Genomic DNA, 18,643 nt, shown 5'->3' with positions numbered 1-18,643 from the left:
AACAATCATAAAATGATAAACTTAAAGAATACAACACTAATAGTTGTTTTAGCCTGCTTAACAATAACAGCTTGTAAAAATGGTGAAAACGCTAAAAAAGCAACACCCAAAAATTCAGAAGTTTATAAAGGTACAGCATCTGTATCTCAAGGACCAGCAACAGTGGTAACTAAAAACATATTTGAATGCGATAGAGGTAGAGAAGCGCCAATTGGTTTTTCTACTGCTACAGATGGTAGTAAATGGACGGTTCCTGCTAAGGTTAATTTCACTGATGACAGTTTTCCTATGGCTTCAGATTTGTTTAATCCTTGTACAAAAGTGGAATATGGTTCTGCAGATGAAGCTTTAGCTGCTTTAGACGGCACAGATATTATTGAAGTTGATGCCGATGGAGAAATAGTTACGGCCTATGTATTTGCTGACAACTATTTTGAAATGTACATTAATGGAACACCTGTAGGTAAAGACAATGTCCCGTTTACACAGTTTAATTCTAATATTGTTAGGTTTAAGGTAAACACTCCTTTTACCATAGCTATGAAATTGGTCGATTGGGAAGAAAATAGTGGCTTAGGGTCTGAGGCTAATAGAGGACAAGCGTTTCATCCTGGCGATGGTGGTATGGTAGCTGTTTTTAAAGATGCTAAAGGTGAAATAATAGCAACAACAAATGCTGATTGGAAAGCTCAAACTTTTTATACAGCACCTTTAAGAGATTTATCTTGTGCCAGCGAAGAAGGTACTTTAAGATTAAGTGAGACTTGTAGTACAGAAGATTCTAATGATGGAACGGCATATTATGCTTTACACTGGAAAACACCGTCACATTGGCAATCTGCAGATTTTGATGATACCAAATGGCCTAATGCAACCGAGTTTACAAACAATACTATAGGTGTGGATAATAAACCTTCTTACACTAATTTCACAAATATTTTTGATGATAGCGAAGCAGATGCTCAATTTATATGGTCTACTAATGTTATTTTAGATAATGAGGTGCTTGTTAGGTACACTGTAAACTAAACTTTAGTCATCCAATCGATTTCCGCTTTTTAATATATAAACATAACTTATGAGTAGTATAAAAATCACCTGTAGTATTGTAGACGATGAGCCTATGGCGCTCAATTTAGTAGAAAGTTATGTAGAGAAAACACCATTCCTAGAGCTTAAAAACAAATTTAGTAGTGCGATTGAAGCGATGGAGGTGCTTAAAAGCAATCCTGTAGATTTACTCTTTCTAGACATACAAATGCCAGATCTCACAGGTATTGAGTTTTCTAAAATGCTACCCAAAGAAACTCGTGTTATTTTTACTACAGCCTTCGATCATTATGCCTTAGAAGGTTTTAAAGTCGAAGCTATAGATTATTTACTAAAACCTTTTGATTATGCTGAGTTTTTAGCTGCAGCCAACAAAGCCAATACCTGGTTTGAATTGGTAAAAGGAAAACGAGAAAGCATCTTATCTAAAGAAAAAGAATTCTTATTCGTAAAATCCGAATACAAACAACTGAGAGTCAAATTAGCAGATGTCTTATATTTTGAAGGCTTAAAAGATTATATTAAAATATGGTTAAAGGACAATCCAAAACCTATTTTAACCTTAATGAGTTTAAAGTCCTTAGAGGAAGAACTACCAGAATCTCAATTTATGCGCGTGCACCGCTCTTTTATTGTGTCCTTAAATAATATAGATGTTATTGAACGCAGTCAGATTATTATCAATCAACAGCGGATTACAGTGTCTGAACAATACAAATCAAAGTTCTTAGAATTCATAAATAACAACTCCTTATAAAAAGAAATCCTTTTTCTGTTTCGTCTATAGAATAATCCAATTAAGCGGTAAATAAATTGGGTTTGTATATTCTTTTTCGCAATACCATTGAGTAAAATTACATTTGCACCACCAATAGAAAGAAATCTTAGAAACATGAAAAGAACAATACTATCAGTAACTGTGGTTGCTACACTATTTAGCTGTAATAGTGTAAAGGACGTTAACACATCAACGCTATCTCAAGCAGCAACGTTATTAAGCTCATTAAGTTCTAATTCAACGGTGCAGCAAATCACGAGTCTTTTTAGTTTATTAGATACTAATAACGATAATGCTATAAACTCAACAGAGGCAATTGGTTCTGTTGCTGAGAATTTTAATGTATTAGATACGGATAGCAATTCAAGTTTAAATCTAACTGAATTAACAGGTTTGTTAAGTTTATTAAAGTAAATACCCTAGTTTATTTAATAGCTGAAAAGGGTGTACTATGTATTTAGTATGCCTTTTTTTATGACTCATAATTATGGCCTAAGTATAAACCTTAAGATGTCTATATCGATATAATTTTAGTGTTCGTAGATACAATTATAGCAACCGTCTATTTGCTTTTTATTTCAGAAATAATACAAATACCTTTAAACTATCGAGAGTAAATAAGGTCTTAGTATTAAGACAAAAGTTGAATCATTTAAATCTTAAAATCATGAAAACAGTTATAAAAACAATCATTTTACCAGCAATAGTTTTGATGGGAATGGCAACACAAGTTTCTGCACAAACAAAGCGTAGTAGTACAAGAGATAAAACGGCTACAACAACGACAGCTAAAAGAACTAGTGCGGTTACAAATAACACCACAACAAGGAGAGTATCGAGCACAAAAGTCACCTACAAAAAACCGACTAAGAAAGTGGTATCTGTAAGATCGGTACCGAATAAAACGGTGGTGACACATAATGGTCAAAATTACTACTATGGAAATAATAAGTATTATACCCAATCTAGGGGGCGTTACATTGTTATAGCACCAAAAATAGGATTTAGAATAAAAACGTTACCAGTTAACTATAAACGTATTAATTACAATTCGCGTAATTACTACAACGCTCAAGGCATCTTCTATGTTCACATAAATAATGAATATGAAGTGGTAGATCCAGAAGTAGGCACAGTCGTTTACGAGCTTCCAGAGGATTACGAAAAAGTAACCATAGACGGACAAACCTATTACGAATATGCCAATATACTATATGAAAAAGTACAAGTCGACGGCACAAGAGCCTATGAAGTGGTGGGCATTATAGATATGGAATAAAAAGAGAATTAGATTAGATTAGATTGTTGATTAGAAGAAAAGGAGGGTAGTTATCATAACTAGTCTCCTTTTTGATTTATGAAAAAGCTTCAAATTAAAAATCGCATAGATTCTATCTAAAGCAATGTATTAAGGAACGATCATCTGTGTTTTTAGAAATTAGGTTTGGTGTTCCTATATACAATTTTAACGAAGTTTTAAAACCACAATTAATAGAACTCTCTTAAAATTCATTAACTTAAACCATCAACCTATAATCACAAAAACGATGCAAACTACCATTCAATTATTAAGCGCACAAATTCCTCAAGGCACACCAAATCCTGGTGAAAACACTGCCATAGATATCTCTAGACCTTTTGATATTATTGTATACATCATTTTACCAATTCTCATTGTTATATTCTATCTCGTATGGAGACAAAAGAAGAGAAAGAAATAATAGAATCCATCACGAGACAAGCCATTCAAAATCTAGTAAACCAATCGCATGGATTATATATTATTTCCTTTCAAAAACCCATAAAAAACTCCTATCTATACAATAGGAGTTTAGTAAACTTATAAGTTATGGAATATCTAAATTATCTGGCGGTAGTTGCAGGTGCTTTCTTAAATTTATAAATCACACCAAAATTAATTCCGAAGGAAGAATACGGCACTTTTACCGCTAATTCCTTAGACGTATCCGTATTATCGCTAGGCAATTCATCCACATAAGTGGTCGTTTTATTAGTCCCATTCGGTAAATTATTTAAAGTATAAAGCCCTTCTACAGCAACCGTTCCATCTGGTAAAACAACATTGGTATTAAATTCTGTGATTTCAGAATCCTTTCGTTTTAAACTGATACCATAGTATTCAGCTTCTGCAAAAACACTAAAATTAGTGTTAATCGGATATTCATAGCCTAAAGCAGCAACAAAACCTAAAGGAAACTGACCGTGATAATCTTCTACATAATTAGTTTCAGAATACGATCCTAATGGCACACCAATCGCATCGGCTTCAGCCTGCGAAAATGTAGCTTTCTGATATACAACGGCTTCTGTTTTACCTCCCAATTTCACAAGCGCACCAAGACGTGCGTAAACATTGGTGTTAAATTTATAAACAACAGAAGCTGCAGCTCCAAAAGCGCGTGCTCTAGCAATAGCATCGACATCAAATCCGGTTAAACTTACCTTAGATACCGTTTGGTCAGAGCCATGCAAATACCCTAAACTTAAATCTAAACCAAAACTGTCATTAAAAAAATAAGTACCTCGTAATTGGGTATTTAAACCTTCCCCATAACTTCCATAAGAATTTTCTATACCACCAGAAGTTTGGGTTTCACCTAGTTTCATTCCGGCGCTGCCTATGGCATAGCCACCACTGGCCGAAACTTGAAATTGGGCATAAGACGTTGTACTTAATAATAGGGCTGCGAGTATTACAATTGTTTGTTTCATAATTGAAGATTTTTTAGAAATGATTGAAGATTTGGACTTCACTATGATGGTGACTACAAAGTTACTTGTTTTAAAAATTTAACACTGTTAAGCTTAACATAATTCTTAGGTGATATTGAGACTAGATTTATATAACAAGCCGTTTTAATAAATCTTAACCTTTTAATGGGTGCAATCCTTTTGGTGCAGGTTTCAAAGTCTCCTTTAATGTCGATATGGCAAGTGAAGGCAATAAACTAAAGACATTAGATGAGGTGACTGATAATTTTCAAAACCAAGCTAATGGTGTCTATTTTATAAGAATAGAATCGGAAGTCAAACAATGGGTTAAGAAAATTATGATGTCTAAAGTCACAACACAAGTAACGTAGTCTAAAGCATTCTTTATAAGAAATTTAACAGAATGTTTTTATGTAAGCAATTACCGGTTATTGTAAAAAAAAACTGAGTTCTAAGGTTTACCCAATTGAACACCAAATGTCAGTTCGAGTGTCCCAATCCTTCCCGCAATAGAGCATTAAAACCCCTAATGTCAGTTCGAGTGTTTCTTAATTCGAAGTGCAACGAAGAATTAATAAATGTATCGAGAACCAAGCAAGTTCAACCATCCTAATCTTTCCCACAATAACACATCAAAACCCCTAATGTCAGTTCGAGTGTCCCGATTATTTCGTCGAGATGTATCGAGAACCAAGCAAGTTCAACCATCCTAATCTTTCCCACAATAACACATCAAAACCCCTAATGTCAGTTCGAGTGCCCCGACCTTTTAGTCGGGATGTATCGAGAACCTAGCAAGTTCAACCATCCTAATCTTTCCCACAACAACAAATCAAAACCCCTAATGTCAGTTCGAGTGTCCCGACCTTTTCGTAGGGATGTATCGAGAACCTTCTAAAAAACAGATCACAAACTATACTATACATCATCTTAATAGGCTCTATAAATCCAATCATCATAATAAAAACGGGGTTTAAATGCTTAGCCTGGCCTCATATTATTTTGGCTAAAACAATACAATTCAATATCATTTTTCTACAAGACTTTCTAAAGCATAAAACAAACGGTTTTTAGCATTGGCTTGAGAACCAAAAATAGAACGAAACAGCACACCATCCTCAGAAATTAAAACCCATTGTGGTGTCCCTTCAGATTGAAATTGATCAAATACTTGACGATTCTTATCTATATAAATAGGAAACGGAATATCGCCACTAGTAAAAATACTTTTGATATTAGCTTTGGTTCCTATTCTACCCGGAAAATCAGCATGAATCCCTACAACTTGTATGTTTGGATAGGTCTGTTGAAACTCATAAGCCAAGGGAATAGCGCGACCTGTGCAGCCTAAACAATCATTATTATAAATAATTAGCAACAGAATCTTGTGTTTATAGGCTTGCATCAAATCTACAGGAACACCGTCTAAATCGACGACGTTTATGGAGGTAATAGGGTTGGTCATGGTACAAAGTATAGCGTAATAGTGAAGATAATCGTTTTCTAAAGACCGACAAACATTACATACAAATTACGTCATTTTTCTGAAAGACTTTATAATAAACCTCTCAACTACACATGTAAAGTTACTCTGATGATTTAGATATTTCAACTTGTTTTCAATGACGTTAGTTTGAGTGTCCCAACTCTTTCAGAATGTATCGAGGACCAATGTCAGTTCGAGTGTTTCTTAATTCGAAGTATAACGTAGAATAAAGTAATGTATCGAGAACCTTTGCGTCAGTTCGAGTGTCCCGACTTTTTCGTCGGGATGTATCGAGAATCTTATAAACCAGAGTAGGGTATAGGGAACCTCCTAAAATGGTAGCCAAACTAAGAGCCACTAAAACCGATGATAATCTACTACTATTAAAAACAGACTTTTCTAATGATAATTTTTATGGTTCTGGCAGATTTGCTGGGTTTAGAGATAGATAGTGCGTAACATTTAGCTTTGATTTTTGAGTTGGAGCGATTGAGAAAAGTGAAGAAGTTAAAGGTGTCTAAACCTTAAGGTAAAGGGCTAGTTAGAAAAGACTGTTGTTCTTGTAAGTTTTATTATATTCAAGTTTTAATTAGTTATTATAATAGACAGCTACAAAATAATAAATGAATCAACTATCTACCATAAAAGAAAGGCTTAAAAATTTTAATGAAACTGAATTTCAAGAGCTCTGTGATTCCTTTTTAAGTTTGCGAAATCACGATTATAAAGCGTATTCACGTACAGGAGCTCATGACATAAAGCAGAAAACTACTAGAGGTAGACCAGATTCATTTATTCAAATGCTAAACGGAAGATATCTATTTATTGAATCCACAACAACTGAACACAAAGGAAAAAAACTCATAGATAAACTAAAAAAAGATATTTCTGATTGTTTAGATTTTGAGAATACAAAGATACCTAAAGACAAAATTCAAGATATTATTTTATGTTACAATTCAAATTTAAAACCTGCGGAGATTGAAGAAGTAAATAAAGAAGCTGTCGAAATTTCGGGTACAGTTCCAGGGCATTACAATCTTGAGAGATTAGCAACTGAAATCTTTTTTCATCATAAAAACCTAGCAAAAGACTATTTAGGTATTCCACTTGATACAGGTCAAATTGTTTCATTAGAAAAATTTGTAGAAGAATATGATAATGGAAAGCAGAAGCTAGCAACACCATTGGCGGGTGTGTTTCTGCATCGAGATGTAGAACTTAAAAATGTTAGAGATAAACTAGTAGATAATGATATTGTTATTATTTCTGGCCCAGCTGGTGTGGGTAAAACAAAATTAGCTTTACAATCAATTTATAAATTCATTGAATCCCATTTAGATTATAATGGATTCGCTATTTCACCTAAGGGAGCAGACTTAATTGGTGATTTGGGAGCCTATTTTGAAGGAGACGATAACAGCATATTATTAGTCGATGATGTAAATAGAGTAGATAAATTCGATCAAATTTTAAGTTTTTATAGAAGTTTAAATCGTGGTAAACTTAAACTTATTTTAACTGTTCGTGATTATGCTCTAGATAATGTCCGTGATTGGATGAGTGGATATAAAAATTCCATCGTGAAAATTTCCGGATTTGATTATGAAGAGATTAAAGCTATAATAGAACAAGAACCTTTTGAAGTGCGGCATGGAAAATACCAACTTAAAATTTATGATATCGCAAAAGGTAATGCACGTTTAGCTGTGATGATGGCTATAATTGCAAGAGAAACAAATAAGCTTGAATCTCTGAATAATGTTACGGATTTGTTCGAGCAGTACTTCGAAACGTTCATAAGTGATGAAAATGCTTTTAAAAATAAGCGCGTACTAAAGGCATTAGGTATTATATCCTTTTTTTACACGCTACCATATGATGATATTGAGTTGCTAAATTCAGTTGCAATTTCCTTTTCAATTTCTAGTGATGAGTTAAGAGATGCTTTTGATACGTTGCACAGCTTGGATTTGGTTGAGTTGAATTATGAGCACGTCAGAATTGGCGAACAAAACCTCTCTACTTACTTTTTCTATAAAGTTTTTATTAAAGACAAATTACTATCGTTTGCATCCCTTTGGAACAATTATTTCGACCAACTAGAATACCGATTTAAGGACACCGTTTACCCAATGTATCAAAATTTTGGAAAAGAAGCTATAATTAAAGAAATTAAGCCTACACTTAGCTCTTATTGGTCAACTATTAAATTAGATGAAAAAAAAGCATTTCGCTTTTATAATTTCGCTTGGGAATTTTTGCCTGATGATTGTATAATATATATAGAAGAACGGATTAGCTTATTAGATACTGTAACAGCAGATGAACTAATAACGAAATATGTAACTAATGATTTTGCCAATACACATAAAAGAGAAAAACATTTAGACCTACTATCATACTTTTTTAAAAGTCCGATATTTTTCTTGGACGCACTCGAATTATCATTTCAATTTGTCAAAAAGAAACAAAAACATCTACCACAGTTAATCTATCACATAGACCAAAATACTTATTTTCTTGATGAAGATTACATCAACCATTTCGAAAGATATACAATTCTTGTAGATTACTTAATTGAGGAGTCAGGACAAGGAAGACAAGAAGCGCTTTCTTTTTTTGTTATCTCAAGCCAATTACTCAAGCAATTGAGATGGAGCTATATTAGTAAAAAAGAGTCTGAAAAAGATGATTCTAATATTGCTTCAGTTCAATTATCACGAGGAAAAATACTATATACACTTTGTAATCTCTACAATGACTATCCAAATGAGGTTTTTGAGGTAATGCTAAACTTTTCAATGACATATGAAAAAGATAGTAAATATACTTTTGATTTCGATTTAGACTATTTAGTCCCCTGGATAGATTCAAACCTAAACAACAAATCTTTCCATCATTGTTATTATGTCCGAGAAATGATACGTTCTTCAAGAAAAGTAAAACATAGTTATCCTGATTTAAAAAGATTGAAATCAACTTTTAGACATCCAACATATTCTTTATTTGAGCTAGTAAACTGGGATAGACGTAGAGGTAAAGAAGATTACGACTTTGAAGATTACCGAGAATTTGATGAGCTAAAAAAGTCTGATATTGCCAAGAAATTAGCGTTTAAAACAAAAAGAGATATCAACCAGTTTATTTCACAGTATCGAGAGATTTTAGAATGGAATCAGATTAAACTATACTCTCAATTCAATGTCTGTGAAGCTATTATAAAAGCTAATTTAATCAATGATATTGATATTGGATTTGAAACTTTTATCGCATTTGTAAAACTTCGAGATGAAGAAATATTTAATTCAGACATATCCATATCCTATAATGTGATAGATAGTTTAACCACTAATTCAGAATTAGCAGAAAGATTTTGGAAAGCAATTAGAACTAGAAACTTGCATGAAAAATGGAAATTAGAGGTGCTTACTAGCCTTCCTGTTGAATCCATTAAAAAGAAGCATATTTCTCGACTTTATAATACCTTAAAAACTATTAAGGTAAATTTTGGAATCCAGTTTAAACGATTAAAAAAATATGAAAAACTTGATGCTGAAATTCTAATTAACGTATTACAGATTGTTGTAAGAAGAATTGATGATAATAATATAAAAATTTGGTTACGCGAAGAATTCTTTATACAAGTCGTCCCTCTAGTTGAGGATATAGAACTGTTAAAGAAAGCTTACATTCAGCAAGATGGACTCGACAATCACTTTGATTATGGAGGCAAGTGTTTGTTAGCAGTAATTCAAAAAGATAATAGATTCTTGTTAGAATTTATAAAAGTAATTTTTGAAAAAGAGACCCATGAAAGAGCTGTAAACCACAAAGAACTGTCAATAGTTTGGGAGTTACCTAATGCAGAAGAAACTTTAGATGAAGTAGTGGAATATATGGCTTCTATTTTAGACCCTTACTTTATCTCAAAACACTTTGTGAATGCTTTTTTCCAATCACTTACTTGTAATGCTGAAAGAGCAGACAAATACCTTTTAAGCTTAATTGCTAGGTATAGTGAACAAACACAAATAATTCGTATTGTATTCGATATTATTGATACCAATAGGAAGGCTTTATTTGAACAGGCATTTCGATTTTATGTGCTAAAAAATCAAGATTTGGAATCTTTTAAGAAAATCAAATGGACAGGTAACCAAGTCGTATATCAAGGAAACGTAATTATAGGTACAATCAGAGCTGCCAAATGGGAAAAATTATTAAAGTTGGTAGAAAATATGAAATTGGGAACTAAAACAAGAGCTATTCGAAATCATATTAAACGTCATAGACGTAATGAACTTGATTACGCCGAACAAGAAAAGAGAAGGAAATTTTTAAAAGATTTTTAAAATAACTTCATTAAATTTTTCCTAAAAACAATTACAACTATCCAGCTATAATTGCAATTGTTCTAAAATCATATATTATTCGTTTAAATAATAACATATTTTTTTTTACCTCACGCGTCAATATTGTTTAAGTGTTCGTGAATCTTCGATGTCCTTTGTTATTAAGAAAAAAAGACATAATAAAGTAAGACCTCATAAATTTCACACCATACCTCTAAAAAAATCAGAAGCTTTGTTTTAATTTCGCACTTTATAAACGCTGCATAAATTTAGAAGCTTGCTAGAAAAAAGACCACAAGTACCCCAAGAACAGATTACAGAAACAGAGTACTTTATTTATTGCTTAGAAGGAGTTGATGATGTAGACGCCAACACGGTAACCGAAGCACAAGAGAACTTAGAGCAATTGGCCTTAAACTATGGCATAGCAAGTATATATAAAACCTGCGACACCATTGAAGGATTAGAAGATAGCTTAAACGCATTGGTATTAGATGATCATAACTTTAAGGATTATGAAATCATCTATTTGGTAATTAGGGGTGAAGCCAATAACATTTGTTTAAATGACTATTACTATAGTTTACAAGAAATCGCAGAACTTTTTGAAGGCCAATTAAACGGAAAGATTTTACATTTTTCAAATGCCAAAATTCTAGATTTAGACGAAGAAGAAGCACAATATATTTTAGATATTACGGGAGCAAAAGCGATTTCTGGCTATGGTAATGCCTATAATGGTATAGCGAGCACAAAACTTGATGAAGCATTCTTTAATTTATTTAAAGAAGATGATGATATGTTAGCCGTTGTAGAAGAATTGCACCAAAGACATTATAACGCCTGCACATTACTGGATTTCAGATTGTATTATTAAACGGAGTTCTTATAACGAAACACCACGAACCAACAACCACCAACTAAAAACCTCTCTTTATTCTATATTCTAACTTCATTGCTCTATATTCTATAGTCTTGGCTCTTGGTTCTGAGCTCTTGCTTATTGGCTCTATATTCTAAATTCGTGATTCCAGGCTCTTGGTTCTAGGCTCCTGATTCTAAAAACCGTCCCACTTCACACTTTACACCGAACACTGAACACTGAACACTGAACACTTTAAACTTCACACTTCAAACTTCCCTCAAAGCCCCTCAATCACAGCCTTTAACTTCTCAGTAATCTCCTCAGCAATCCCTTTTAATTCCTCATTCTGCACCGCTTGCATAGAAGCCATAGGATTAACAGCAGCCACTTCAATATCACCAGAATCTAATTCCTGCACAATAACATTACAAGGCAGCATGGTCCCAATTTTATTCTCCGCTAATAAGGCTTTATGAGCATACGGAGGATTACAAGCCCCTAAGATTTTATAATTATTAAAATTAACATCCAGCTTCTCTTTAAGCGTGGCTTTAATATCGATTTCCGTTAACACACCAAACTGTTCCGTTTTAAGTGCTGCGGTAACTTTCTCTACAGTAGCGTCAAAATTACCTTTTAAGATTTTACTAAAATAATAATTCATAATACGTTGTTTTTAAGGTTAATAATAAACACAAATCACATATCATAAGGTACAAAAAATCAACCCAAAACACGAATAATTAACGTGTTGAATAAGTCATAGCAGCGATGGCATATGATAAGTCTTCATAAACAAAATGTAATACTTAAAATTAAAGGAGATCATTAATAAGTAGTAACGCAATACCATTTTTAATTGTTGCATTTCATCAACCACCATCAAACAAAGACCAACAACGAATCTAAAATAGAATAACTAATGCAATCGATCATGGCAAGGCTCACAAATAGACACTAACCATTTTATAGGTTCTTTACCAATATTTTTCTTGGCATAACGCTTGTGATGTACTTGCGTAGCATAAGCACCACAACGCACACAACTCCAATTATCTCTTTTTAAAACGACATAGCGTTTACGTTTCCAAGCATCCGATTTTAAATAAACATTTCTGTAGTAAAGTTGGCGTCTAGATAATATTTTAGAGGATATATTTATAGACAACACCTATTATAATAACACAAACAACGAGTAGTATGAGTCGGTAAGCCTCAACATTAAGATTAAATAGTTGCTCCATGATTATGGTCTTAGATCTATAAATTTAACAATCAACAAGTTAACAAGCAACTTTCTAAACGGAAAAATCATATATGGTCTTAATTCTTACCTCTAGATTCTTGTATCTTGATTCTAGGTTCTTGATTCTTGCCTCTCGGCTCTATATTCTATATTCTTGGTTCTTGGTTCTTGCCTCTTGGCTCTTGGTTCTTGCCTCTTGGCTCTTGGCTCTAAAAACCCTCCCACTTCACACTTTACACCGAACACCGAACACTGAACACTGAACACTGAACACTGAACACTTTACACTTCACACTTCACACTTCACACTTCACACCGAATATAGAAATCCAAAAAAATCCGTATTTTACAATCTCTAACAAGCTCAAAACCAATGTCCAGACAAAAAGGCATCCTAAAACTTGTAGGCACTTTAAATGGAAAGTGCTATTACCAACTCAATGGCCAATACATTGTGCGCAAAGCTGCTGGACCATCAAGAGCGCGTATTAATAACGATCCGGCCTTTATAAACGTTAAGAATAATAACCAAGAGTTTGCAGCGGCATCACAGCTATCAAAAGCCATTCGGCTAGGTTTAGCAGACAAAGCCAATCAGTTTAAATACAACTATATGGCGAGCCGTTTAACAGGCTGTTGCCGTAAAATCATTCAAAAGGGGAGTGGTACGTTCGGTGAAAGAGAGGCCGACCTTTTCAATAGTCCTTCAGAACTCATAGGTTTTCAACTGAATAAAGACCTGGAGTTTCATCAACTATACAACTCAAAAACGAAAGTCACAACCAATTCACATCGTAACGAAATTTCAGTACAGATTCCAGAAAGCATAGCAAACGAACATTATAGAATTCCCAAAAAGGCCACACATTATCAGCTCACAGCAGCTATAAGTTGTGTCTCTAAATTACAATGGCAACCCAAAATACAAGCCTATCAACCAACACATCCCGAACACCATACATTAGGTGGTATCATAGAAAGTCAACCATTAGCACTTAATACGATATATCACCATCTTAACTTACAATGGCAATCGCCAACACCAAAAGGCATTCCAACAGATGTGGCCATGACGACATGGTTAGGCATCGCATACCTAAAGCAGCAAAACGATTCCTTCCAAACGTTCAAAACACCAAAATCGATGCAATGCATTTCCATCATCTAAAACCATACACCAACAACCAACAACCAAAAGAACATTATGTAAAATAGAATTAAGTCACCTAAATCACGGCTAAAACAGTAATAACAAGGGCTCAACACGAATCCACAGCCATACCAAATATGAGGTTCACCCGTAGTTCCTTCGGGTCTAATTCATATCTAAGCCGTATATGAGCCGCATCTAATTCGGGTCAGCCATAATATAGCACCAATTGAAGGCAATATCTTAACCAGAATCCAAAAAGCATCACAACGACTTAAAGTCATATAAATCGCGTATATCGAAATAATAAGTCCACAGCTTAGAATATAAAAGTTATCAGTAACGGATAAATCAATACATTTAAAACGCACAAAATATATAACTCACAATGAGCTTGTACATATAATCAGTCACGTTTTAGAACACTATAAATCATTGAAGAATCAAAATGAGATCAAATAGCATCCAAAAGCGCTATTACTATAATTATACAGCCCGCAATTAGCTTCTACATAATCACTAACGTTATAGAACATTACGTGTCACTAGAACTATGATGATGTCAAATAGCATCCAAAAGCGCTGTTATGCTAATTATATAGAACCCGCAATTAGCTTGTACATAATCACTAACGTTATAGAACATTACGTGTCACTAGAACTATGATGATGTCAAATAGCATCCAAAAGCGCTGTTATGCTAATTATATAGAACCCGCAATTAGCTTGTACATAATCAGTAACGTTATAGAACACTGCGTGTCAATAGAACTATGATGATGTCAAATAGCATCCAAAAGCGCTATTATGCTAATTATATAGAACCCGCAATTAGCTTGTACATAATCAGTAACGTTATAGAACACTGCGTGTCACTAGAACTGTGATTATGTCAAATATCGCCCAAAAGCGCTATTACGCTAATTGCTATATATTGTCCTATAATTTATATTATGTAAAATAGAATTTAGGATAACTTACTATCTTTAGTTTTGATGTAAAACTAATATCATATTAAACTTTTCGATCTTTACCAACATCAAGCCCCATTACCAGTTTAATCAATGTTAATACTATTAATAAGATTAAAGCATAATTCCACATATCTGTTAAGTCATAAATCACACCAACTATAAATGGTCCTGCAGCAGCAATAAAATAACCGATAGATTGTACAATACCAGAAAGTTCAGCGGCTGTTTCTGCATCATTAGATCGTAAAACAATAAGTAATAAAGCCAAACCAAATGTGCCACCAAGTACTAAACCTATCAGCCCAACCCAAAGTTCAATCATTCCCATTCCTGGTAACAATAACCCAATTAACGCTATAAGTTCTACAACAATTAAAGAAACAATAACTAAACGTTGATCTTTTCTAGAACCTGCCCAAATAGGAATAAAAAGTGCGCCTATAATCCCAGTACCTTGGGATAACGAAAGCATCCAACCCGCATATGAAGCATCAAATCCGCGATCAATTAATATGGCTGGTAACCAAGCTAAAATAACATAAAAAGCTGCAGATTGAAGTCCCATATAAAATGCCATTTTCCAAACCAATACCGAACCACTCAGTTTTTTCATAGCAACTTTAAAACTTCGATTTGGTGGTAACCGCTTAATACGTTTAATATTAGGAATCCAAATGATAATCGCAAATACAGCTAACAATGCCCAAACTCCTAAAGACCCTCTCCAACCGAGGTCCATCTCTATCGCTAATGGTACACTTAACCCTGCCGCAAAAGCAGCTCCTAAAGACATAATTCCGGAGTACAAACTGGTAACAAACCCAGCTTTATGAGGAAAATTGCGTTTAATTAATGCTGGTATCAACACATTTCCAAACGCAATAGCTACTCCCAGTAAAATGGTTCCTAAATACAATGCAAAAATGCTGCCGGCAGAACGAATTATAATTCCTGTTGCAAGTAAAATTAAAGCACCTAAAAGGGTATTTCCTATTCCAAAACGTTTGGTAAATAAGGGAGTCATTGTAGAAACTACGCCAAATGCAAGTAATGGCAAGGTGGTGAGTAATCCTAATAAGGTGTCAGAAAGCCCAACATCTAAGCGAATCATGTCTATTAACGGTCCAATACTAGAAAGTGCTGGTCTTAAATTTATAGAGACAAATAAAACCCCTACAAGCAATAGCGTTCGAGAGCCTTTATGTAATCCGTTTTCATCTAATTTTGCCATAATATTAAACAATGGACACTAAAAGGTCCAACTAATGCGAGGTAAATATGCTTTTATAATGACGTGAATACGCCTAAAGAAACAGTAAAAATAGTGGTTTGTTTTTAGAAGAGGCTCTTTATCTGCTTTATTTAAAAACGGCGCAGCTTTACATTTTATGACGTGTTAGAAATGAAATGACATAAAAACAGTGATGTTATTTTACAGTTAATCCACTTGATATTTAAATAGTTGACTATTATAAAAAACAGAAACAAAATTCAGGATATATATTAGCTCACCTCACACGAGTAAGCATAAACATTTAACTTAAGAAATATAATCATTATCAACATAGCGATCCGCATATGCCTTTGTAAAATGGGCTCCAAACAGTAAAATTAAACAAGAATAAGAGACCCACAACATAATTAAAATAATAGATCCTGCAGCACCATAGGTAGATCCTGGTTCCATAGTATTAAAATATAACGCCAAGAGATACTTACCAATTAAAAATAATATTGTGGTTAACGCAGCACCTGTTCGCACCGATTTCCAAGTAATCTTAGCAGAAGGTAGATATTTAAACATGGTCCCAAATAAGATATAAATAAAACCAACGGACACCAAAAAGTCAATCACAAACAAATAATCGAATAAATTGTCTGGTAAGAATTTGTTTAATTGCCTACTAAACGTACTTAGTAATGAGGTTAATACAAAACTGGTTAACAATAAGAATCCCAGTATTAAAATAAACCCAAAACTCTTCACACGACTCATTAGTGTAGCTACAACATCATTTTTATATGCGGGTTCTTGCTCCCATATTTTATCTAAAGCAGATTGTAATTGAAAAAACACTCCTGTAGAACCATATAATAAGGTTCCGATACCAATGACAGTTGCAAATACAGACGTTTTTTCACCACTTTGATTTTCAATCATGGTTCTTATAGCATCAGCAGCATCGGCTCCAATAGCACTAGAGATCTCACCCAATAATTCACCTCTTACAATATCCTCTCCCCAAACACCTCCAACCACTTTTAAAATAATAATCACTAAGGCGGGTAACGATAAAACCGCATAATACGCCACAATAGCACTGCGTTGAAACGGCTCTCCATCAAACCAAGATTTGCCAGCAGCCACTAACAATCGTGGTAAATGTTGAATTTTAAATGATTTTGATGTACTCATATAATAACAGGATAAAAAAACGTAAAGCCAATTACGACTTTACGTTATATATATATTTAGAACTATTAAGCCTCTCCTCTAGCCGGATAATCTTTGTTCAATACAAATTTTATAGCACCAATCACGTCATCCAATCCTGGTCTAGCAAATGGCATCGTCTGTATAGACGCACAATACAATTCCTGATTTGGTCTAATAATAAACAATCCAGGTTCTATAAATGTATCAGGCTCATCCTTAATACCTTTAGAAATAAATAAGCCCCATTCTCGAGCCTCTTCTATTGGAAACTCGTAACCCAAAGGCACATCAGCAATATCCCATTCCTCATAGGTTTCTTTTGCTTTGGCTTCAGTATCACTACTCACAGCGATAACATTAACTCCCAAATCGTGAAACTTGGATAATTTAGGTTGTAGTTCCTCTAAGTATTTTTTACACACCGGACAGTGAAGTCCTCTATAAACAATCAGTAATGTAAAGGCTTCAGGATTCTGTTTACTTAGTTTCCACTCAGTACCATTAACTAAATTTATTGCTAAGTCTGGTGTTTTCTGTCTTGGTTTTAACATGTCTTTTATATTTTAAATTATATAAACTTAATTTTTAAGCTTGTCGATGGTATAAAATTAGTAAGAACAGTATTCAATTGTTACCGCATTTAATAATAATCTTAATGGTATTAAAGAAGTACTTATAATCCAAGTGTCACCACTGCCCTATTTCTATTTACGGCAATAATTATCACATTACCGTTAAGTGAATCCTATAATAGGTTGCAATTTAGTAGTCCACAAATAATCATTAAAAATAGAATTCATGGATTTAAAAAATAAAGCTATAATAATTACAGGAGCGTCAAGCGGAATTGGAGAAGCTACAGCTAAAAAACTAGCAAAAGATGGTGCTCAAGTCGTATTAATGGCAAGACGAAAAGATAAACTAGAAGATTTAAAACAAGCCATTGAAAAAGAAGGTGGAACCGCTTTAGTCGTTACAGGAGATGTCACTAAAAAGAAAGATTTTGACCATGTCGTTTCAAAAACCATTGAAAATTATGGTAAAGTTGACGCCTTAATTAATAATGCAGGACTAATGCCACTATCCTTTGTTGAGAAATTAAAAACTGAAGAATGGGATACAATGGTAGATGTAAATATAAAAGGGGTATTTAACGGTGTTGCCGCAGTATTACCTAAAATGAAAGAGAATAAAGGAGGACATATTATTAATATTTCTTCAATGGCTGCACATCGCTATTTTCCTGGAGGTGCCGTTTACTGTGCCACTAAAGCCGCAGTAAAAATGTTCTCGGAAGGCTTAAGACAAGAATTAGCTCCTAAATATGGTATTAACGTAACGTCTATAGAGCCAGGTGCCGTAGCCACGGAGTTAACCGATACCATTACAGATGAAGACATAAAAGAAAATATAAAAAAGATGCAAGAGATGACCACTTTAGAAGCTGAGGATATTGCTAATGCTATTCATTATACGCTTATGCAACCTAGCCGTGTAAATATTAATGATATCTACTTGGTACCAAGCGAACAGCAATAAGAATACAATTTAAAGCATAAAAAAAGAAAT

Annotated in this window: 17 protein-coding genes; 10 read left to right on the top strand and 7 right to left on the bottom strand. The window is 33.8% G+C overall.

The features are described 5' to 3' along the window. The first annotated feature begins 12 nt into the window (after nucleotides 1–12). The 5 genes from ADIWIN_RS17320 (at nucleotide 13) to ADIWIN_RS20195 (ending at nucleotide 3,549) form a co-directional block, all read left to right on the top strand. Entirely contained in the window at nucleotides 13–1,029 is a 1,017-nt protein-coding gene (locus tag ADIWIN_RS17320) for a hypothetical protein (protein WP_020897164.1), read from the top strand. A gap of 49 nt (nucleotides 1,030–1,078) precedes the next feature. Further along, nucleotides 1,079–1,807, top strand: a complete 729-nt coding sequence (locus ADIWIN_RS17315; RefSeq protein WP_020897163.1) for a LytR/AlgR family response regulator transcription factor — start codon at nucleotides 1,079–1,081, stop codon at nucleotides 1,805–1,807. A 135-nt stretch (nucleotides 1,808–1,942) separates the two neighbouring features. Further along, complete coding sequence (locus ADIWIN_RS17310; protein ID WP_020897162.1) at nucleotides 1,943–2,242, top strand: EF-hand domain-containing protein; 300 nt, start codon at nucleotides 1,943–1,945, stop codon at nucleotides 2,240–2,242. Nucleotides 2,243–2,495: 253 nt separating this feature from the next. Next, nucleotides 2,496–3,107: a DUF6515 family protein gene (locus tag ADIWIN_RS17305; protein ID WP_020897161.1), complete on the top strand. Its 612-nt coding sequence runs from the start codon at nucleotides 2,496–2,498 to the stop codon at nucleotides 3,105–3,107. Nucleotides 3,108–3,375: 268 nt separating this feature from the next. Continuing rightward, entirely contained in the window at nucleotides 3,376–3,549 is a 174-nt protein-coding gene (locus tag ADIWIN_RS20195; RefSeq protein WP_020897160.1) for a hypothetical protein, read from the top strand. A gap of 142 nt (nucleotides 3,550–3,691) precedes the next feature. Here ADIWIN_RS20195 and ADIWIN_RS17300 read toward each other — a convergent pair whose 3' ends face one another. Next, complete coding sequence (locus tag ADIWIN_RS17300; RefSeq protein WP_020897159.1) at nucleotides 3,692–4,561, bottom strand: outer membrane beta-barrel protein; 870 nt, start codon at nucleotides 4,559–4,561, stop codon at nucleotides 3,692–3,694. Between the two features lie 215 nt (nucleotides 4,562–4,776). On the opposite strand from ADIWIN_RS17300, the gene ADIWIN_RS20630 reads away from it, so the two are divergent. Continuing rightward, nucleotides 4,777–4,932: a T9SS type A sorting domain-containing protein gene (locus tag ADIWIN_RS20630; RefSeq protein ID WP_020897158.1), complete on the top strand. Its 156-nt coding sequence runs from the start codon at nucleotides 4,777–4,779 to the stop codon at nucleotides 4,930–4,932. A 656-nt stretch (nucleotides 4,933–5,588) separates the two neighbouring features. Here the strand turns inward: ADIWIN_RS20630 and ADIWIN_RS17295 are convergent. Beyond that, nucleotides 5,589–6,026: a TlpA family protein disulfide reductase gene (locus ADIWIN_RS17295; RefSeq protein ID WP_020897157.1), complete on the bottom strand. Its 438-nt coding sequence runs from the start codon at nucleotides 6,024–6,026 to the stop codon at nucleotides 5,589–5,591. Nucleotides 6,027–6,670: 644 nt separating this feature from the next. Between ADIWIN_RS17295 and ADIWIN_RS17290 the strand changes: the two genes are divergently transcribed. Continuing rightward, on the top strand, nucleotides 6,671–10,402 hold the full coding sequence (locus tag ADIWIN_RS17290) for an nSTAND3 domain-containing NTPase (RefSeq protein ID WP_020897155.1): 3,732 nt from the start codon (nucleotides 6,671–6,673) through the stop codon (nucleotides 10,400–10,402). A 277-nt stretch (nucleotides 10,403–10,679) separates the two neighbouring features. Further along, nucleotides 10,680–11,279 (top strand): DUF6642 family protein, encoded by a 600-nt coding sequence (locus tag ADIWIN_RS17285; protein WP_020897154.1) that lies wholly within the window; start codon nucleotides 10,680–10,682, stop codon nucleotides 11,277–11,279. A gap of 265 nt (nucleotides 11,280–11,544) precedes the next feature. Here the strand turns inward: ADIWIN_RS17285 and ADIWIN_RS17280 are convergent, their stop codons facing one another. Both ADIWIN_RS17280 and ADIWIN_RS17275 read right to left on the bottom strand, forming a co-directional pair. Beyond that, nucleotides 11,545–11,931: a DUF302 domain-containing protein gene (locus ADIWIN_RS17280; protein ID WP_020897153.1), complete on the bottom strand. Its 387-nt coding sequence runs from the start codon at nucleotides 11,929–11,931 to the stop codon at nucleotides 11,545–11,547. A gap of 255 nt (nucleotides 11,932–12,186) precedes the next feature. After that, nucleotides 12,187–12,435 carry an HNH endonuclease gene (locus ADIWIN_RS17275; RefSeq protein WP_020897152.1) on the bottom strand — a complete coding sequence of 83 codons (249 nt, stop codon included), beginning with the start codon at nucleotides 12,433–12,435 and terminating at the stop codon, nucleotides 12,187–12,189. A gap of 451 nt (nucleotides 12,436–12,886) precedes the next feature. Between ADIWIN_RS17275 and ADIWIN_RS17270 the strand changes: the two genes are divergently transcribed. Continuing rightward, nucleotides 12,887–13,681: a hypothetical protein gene (locus tag ADIWIN_RS17270; protein ID WP_020897151.1), complete on the top strand. Its 795-nt coding sequence runs from the start codon at nucleotides 12,887–12,889 to the stop codon at nucleotides 13,679–13,681. Nucleotides 13,682–14,677: 996 nt separating this feature from the next. On the opposite strand, the gene ADIWIN_RS17265 is transcribed toward ADIWIN_RS17270, so the two are convergent. The 3 genes from ADIWIN_RS17265 to ADIWIN_RS17255 form a co-directional block, all read right to left on the bottom strand. After that, a complete protein-coding gene (locus ADIWIN_RS17265; RefSeq protein WP_020897150.1) occupies nucleotides 14,678–15,868 on the bottom strand; it encodes a CynX/NimT family MFS transporter in 1,191 nt (396 codons plus the stop codon). Nucleotides 15,869–16,177: 309 nt separating this feature from the next. After that, nucleotides 16,178–17,053 carry a YihY/virulence factor BrkB family protein gene (locus tag ADIWIN_RS17260; RefSeq protein WP_020897149.1) on the bottom strand — a complete coding sequence of 292 codons (876 nt, stop codon included), beginning with the start codon at nucleotides 17,051–17,053 and terminating at the stop codon, nucleotides 16,178–16,180. A gap of 65 nt (nucleotides 17,054–17,118) precedes the next feature. Further along, nucleotides 17,119–17,625 (bottom strand): redoxin domain-containing protein, encoded by a 507-nt coding sequence (locus ADIWIN_RS17255; protein WP_020897148.1) that lies wholly within the window; start codon nucleotides 17,623–17,625, stop codon nucleotides 17,119–17,121. A gap of 247 nt (nucleotides 17,626–17,872) precedes the next feature. On the opposite strand from ADIWIN_RS17255, the gene ADIWIN_RS17250 reads away from it, so the two are divergent. After that, nucleotides 17,873–18,613 carry an SDR family oxidoreductase gene (locus tag ADIWIN_RS17250; RefSeq protein ID WP_020897147.1) on the top strand — a complete coding sequence of 247 codons (741 nt, stop codon included), beginning with the start codon at nucleotides 17,873–17,875 and terminating at the stop codon, nucleotides 18,611–18,613. The last annotated feature ends 30 nt before the right edge of the window (nucleotides 18,614–18,643 follow it).

Source organism: Winogradskyella psychrotolerans RS-3, assembly GCF_000427335.1.
Lineage (GTDB): Bacteria > Bacteroidota > Bacteroidia > Flavobacteriales > Flavobacteriaceae > Winogradskyella > Winogradskyella psychrotolerans.
The sequence above is the reverse complement of the archived record's forward strand: the minus strand, read 5'-3'. Positions and strand labels throughout refer to the sequence as shown.

Coding starts and splice junctions, on each gene's coding strand:
- ADIWIN_RS17320 (WP_020897164.1), top strand. CDS start 13: ATGATAAACTTAAAGAATACAACACTAATAGTTGTTTTAGCCTGCTTA.
- ADIWIN_RS17315 (WP_020897163.1), top strand. CDS start 1,079: ATGAGTAGTATAAAAATCACCTGTAGTATTGTAGACGATGAGCCTATG.
- ADIWIN_RS17310 (WP_020897162.1), top strand. CDS start 1,943: ATGAAAAGAACAATACTATCAGTAACTGTGGTTGCTACACTATTTAGC.
- ADIWIN_RS17305 (WP_020897161.1), top strand. CDS start 2,496: ATGAAAACAGTTATAAAAACAATCATTTTACCAGCAATAGTTTTGATG.
- ADIWIN_RS20195 (WP_020897160.1), top strand. CDS start 3,376: ATGCAAACTACCATTCAATTATTAAGCGCACAAATTCCTCAAGGCACA.
- ADIWIN_RS17300 (WP_020897159.1), bottom strand. CDS start 4,561: ATGAAACAAACAATTGTAATACTCGCAGCCCTATTATTAAGTACAACG.
- ADIWIN_RS20630 (WP_020897158.1), top strand. CDS start 4,777: ATGGCAAGTGAAGGCAATAAACTAAAGACATTAGATGAGGTGACTGAT.
- ADIWIN_RS17295 (WP_020897157.1), bottom strand. CDS start 6,026: ATGACCAACCCTATTACCTCCATAAACGTCGTCGATTTAGACGGTGTT.
- ADIWIN_RS17290 (WP_020897155.1), top strand. CDS start 6,671: ATGAATCAACTATCTACCATAAAAGAAAGGCTTAAAAATTTTAATGAA.
- ADIWIN_RS17280 (WP_020897153.1), bottom strand. CDS start 11,931: ATGAATTATTATTTTAGTAAAATCTTAAAAGGTAATTTTGACGCTACT.
- ADIWIN_RS17270 (WP_020897151.1), top strand. CDS start 12,887: ATGTCCAGACAAAAAGGCATCCTAAAACTTGTAGGCACTTTAAATGGA.
- ADIWIN_RS17265 (WP_020897150.1), bottom strand. CDS start 15,868: ATGGCAAAATTAGATGAAAACGGATTACATAAAGGCTCTCGAACGCTA.
- ADIWIN_RS17260 (WP_020897149.1), bottom strand. CDS start 17,053: ATGAGTACATCAAAATCATTTAAAATTCAACATTTACCACGATTGTTA.
- ADIWIN_RS17255 (WP_020897148.1), bottom strand. CDS start 17,625: ATGTTAAAACCAAGACAGAAAACACCAGACTTAGCAATAAATTTAGTT.
- ADIWIN_RS17250 (WP_020897147.1), top strand. CDS start 17,873: ATGGATTTAAAAAATAAAGCTATAATAATTACAGGAGCGTCAAGCGGA.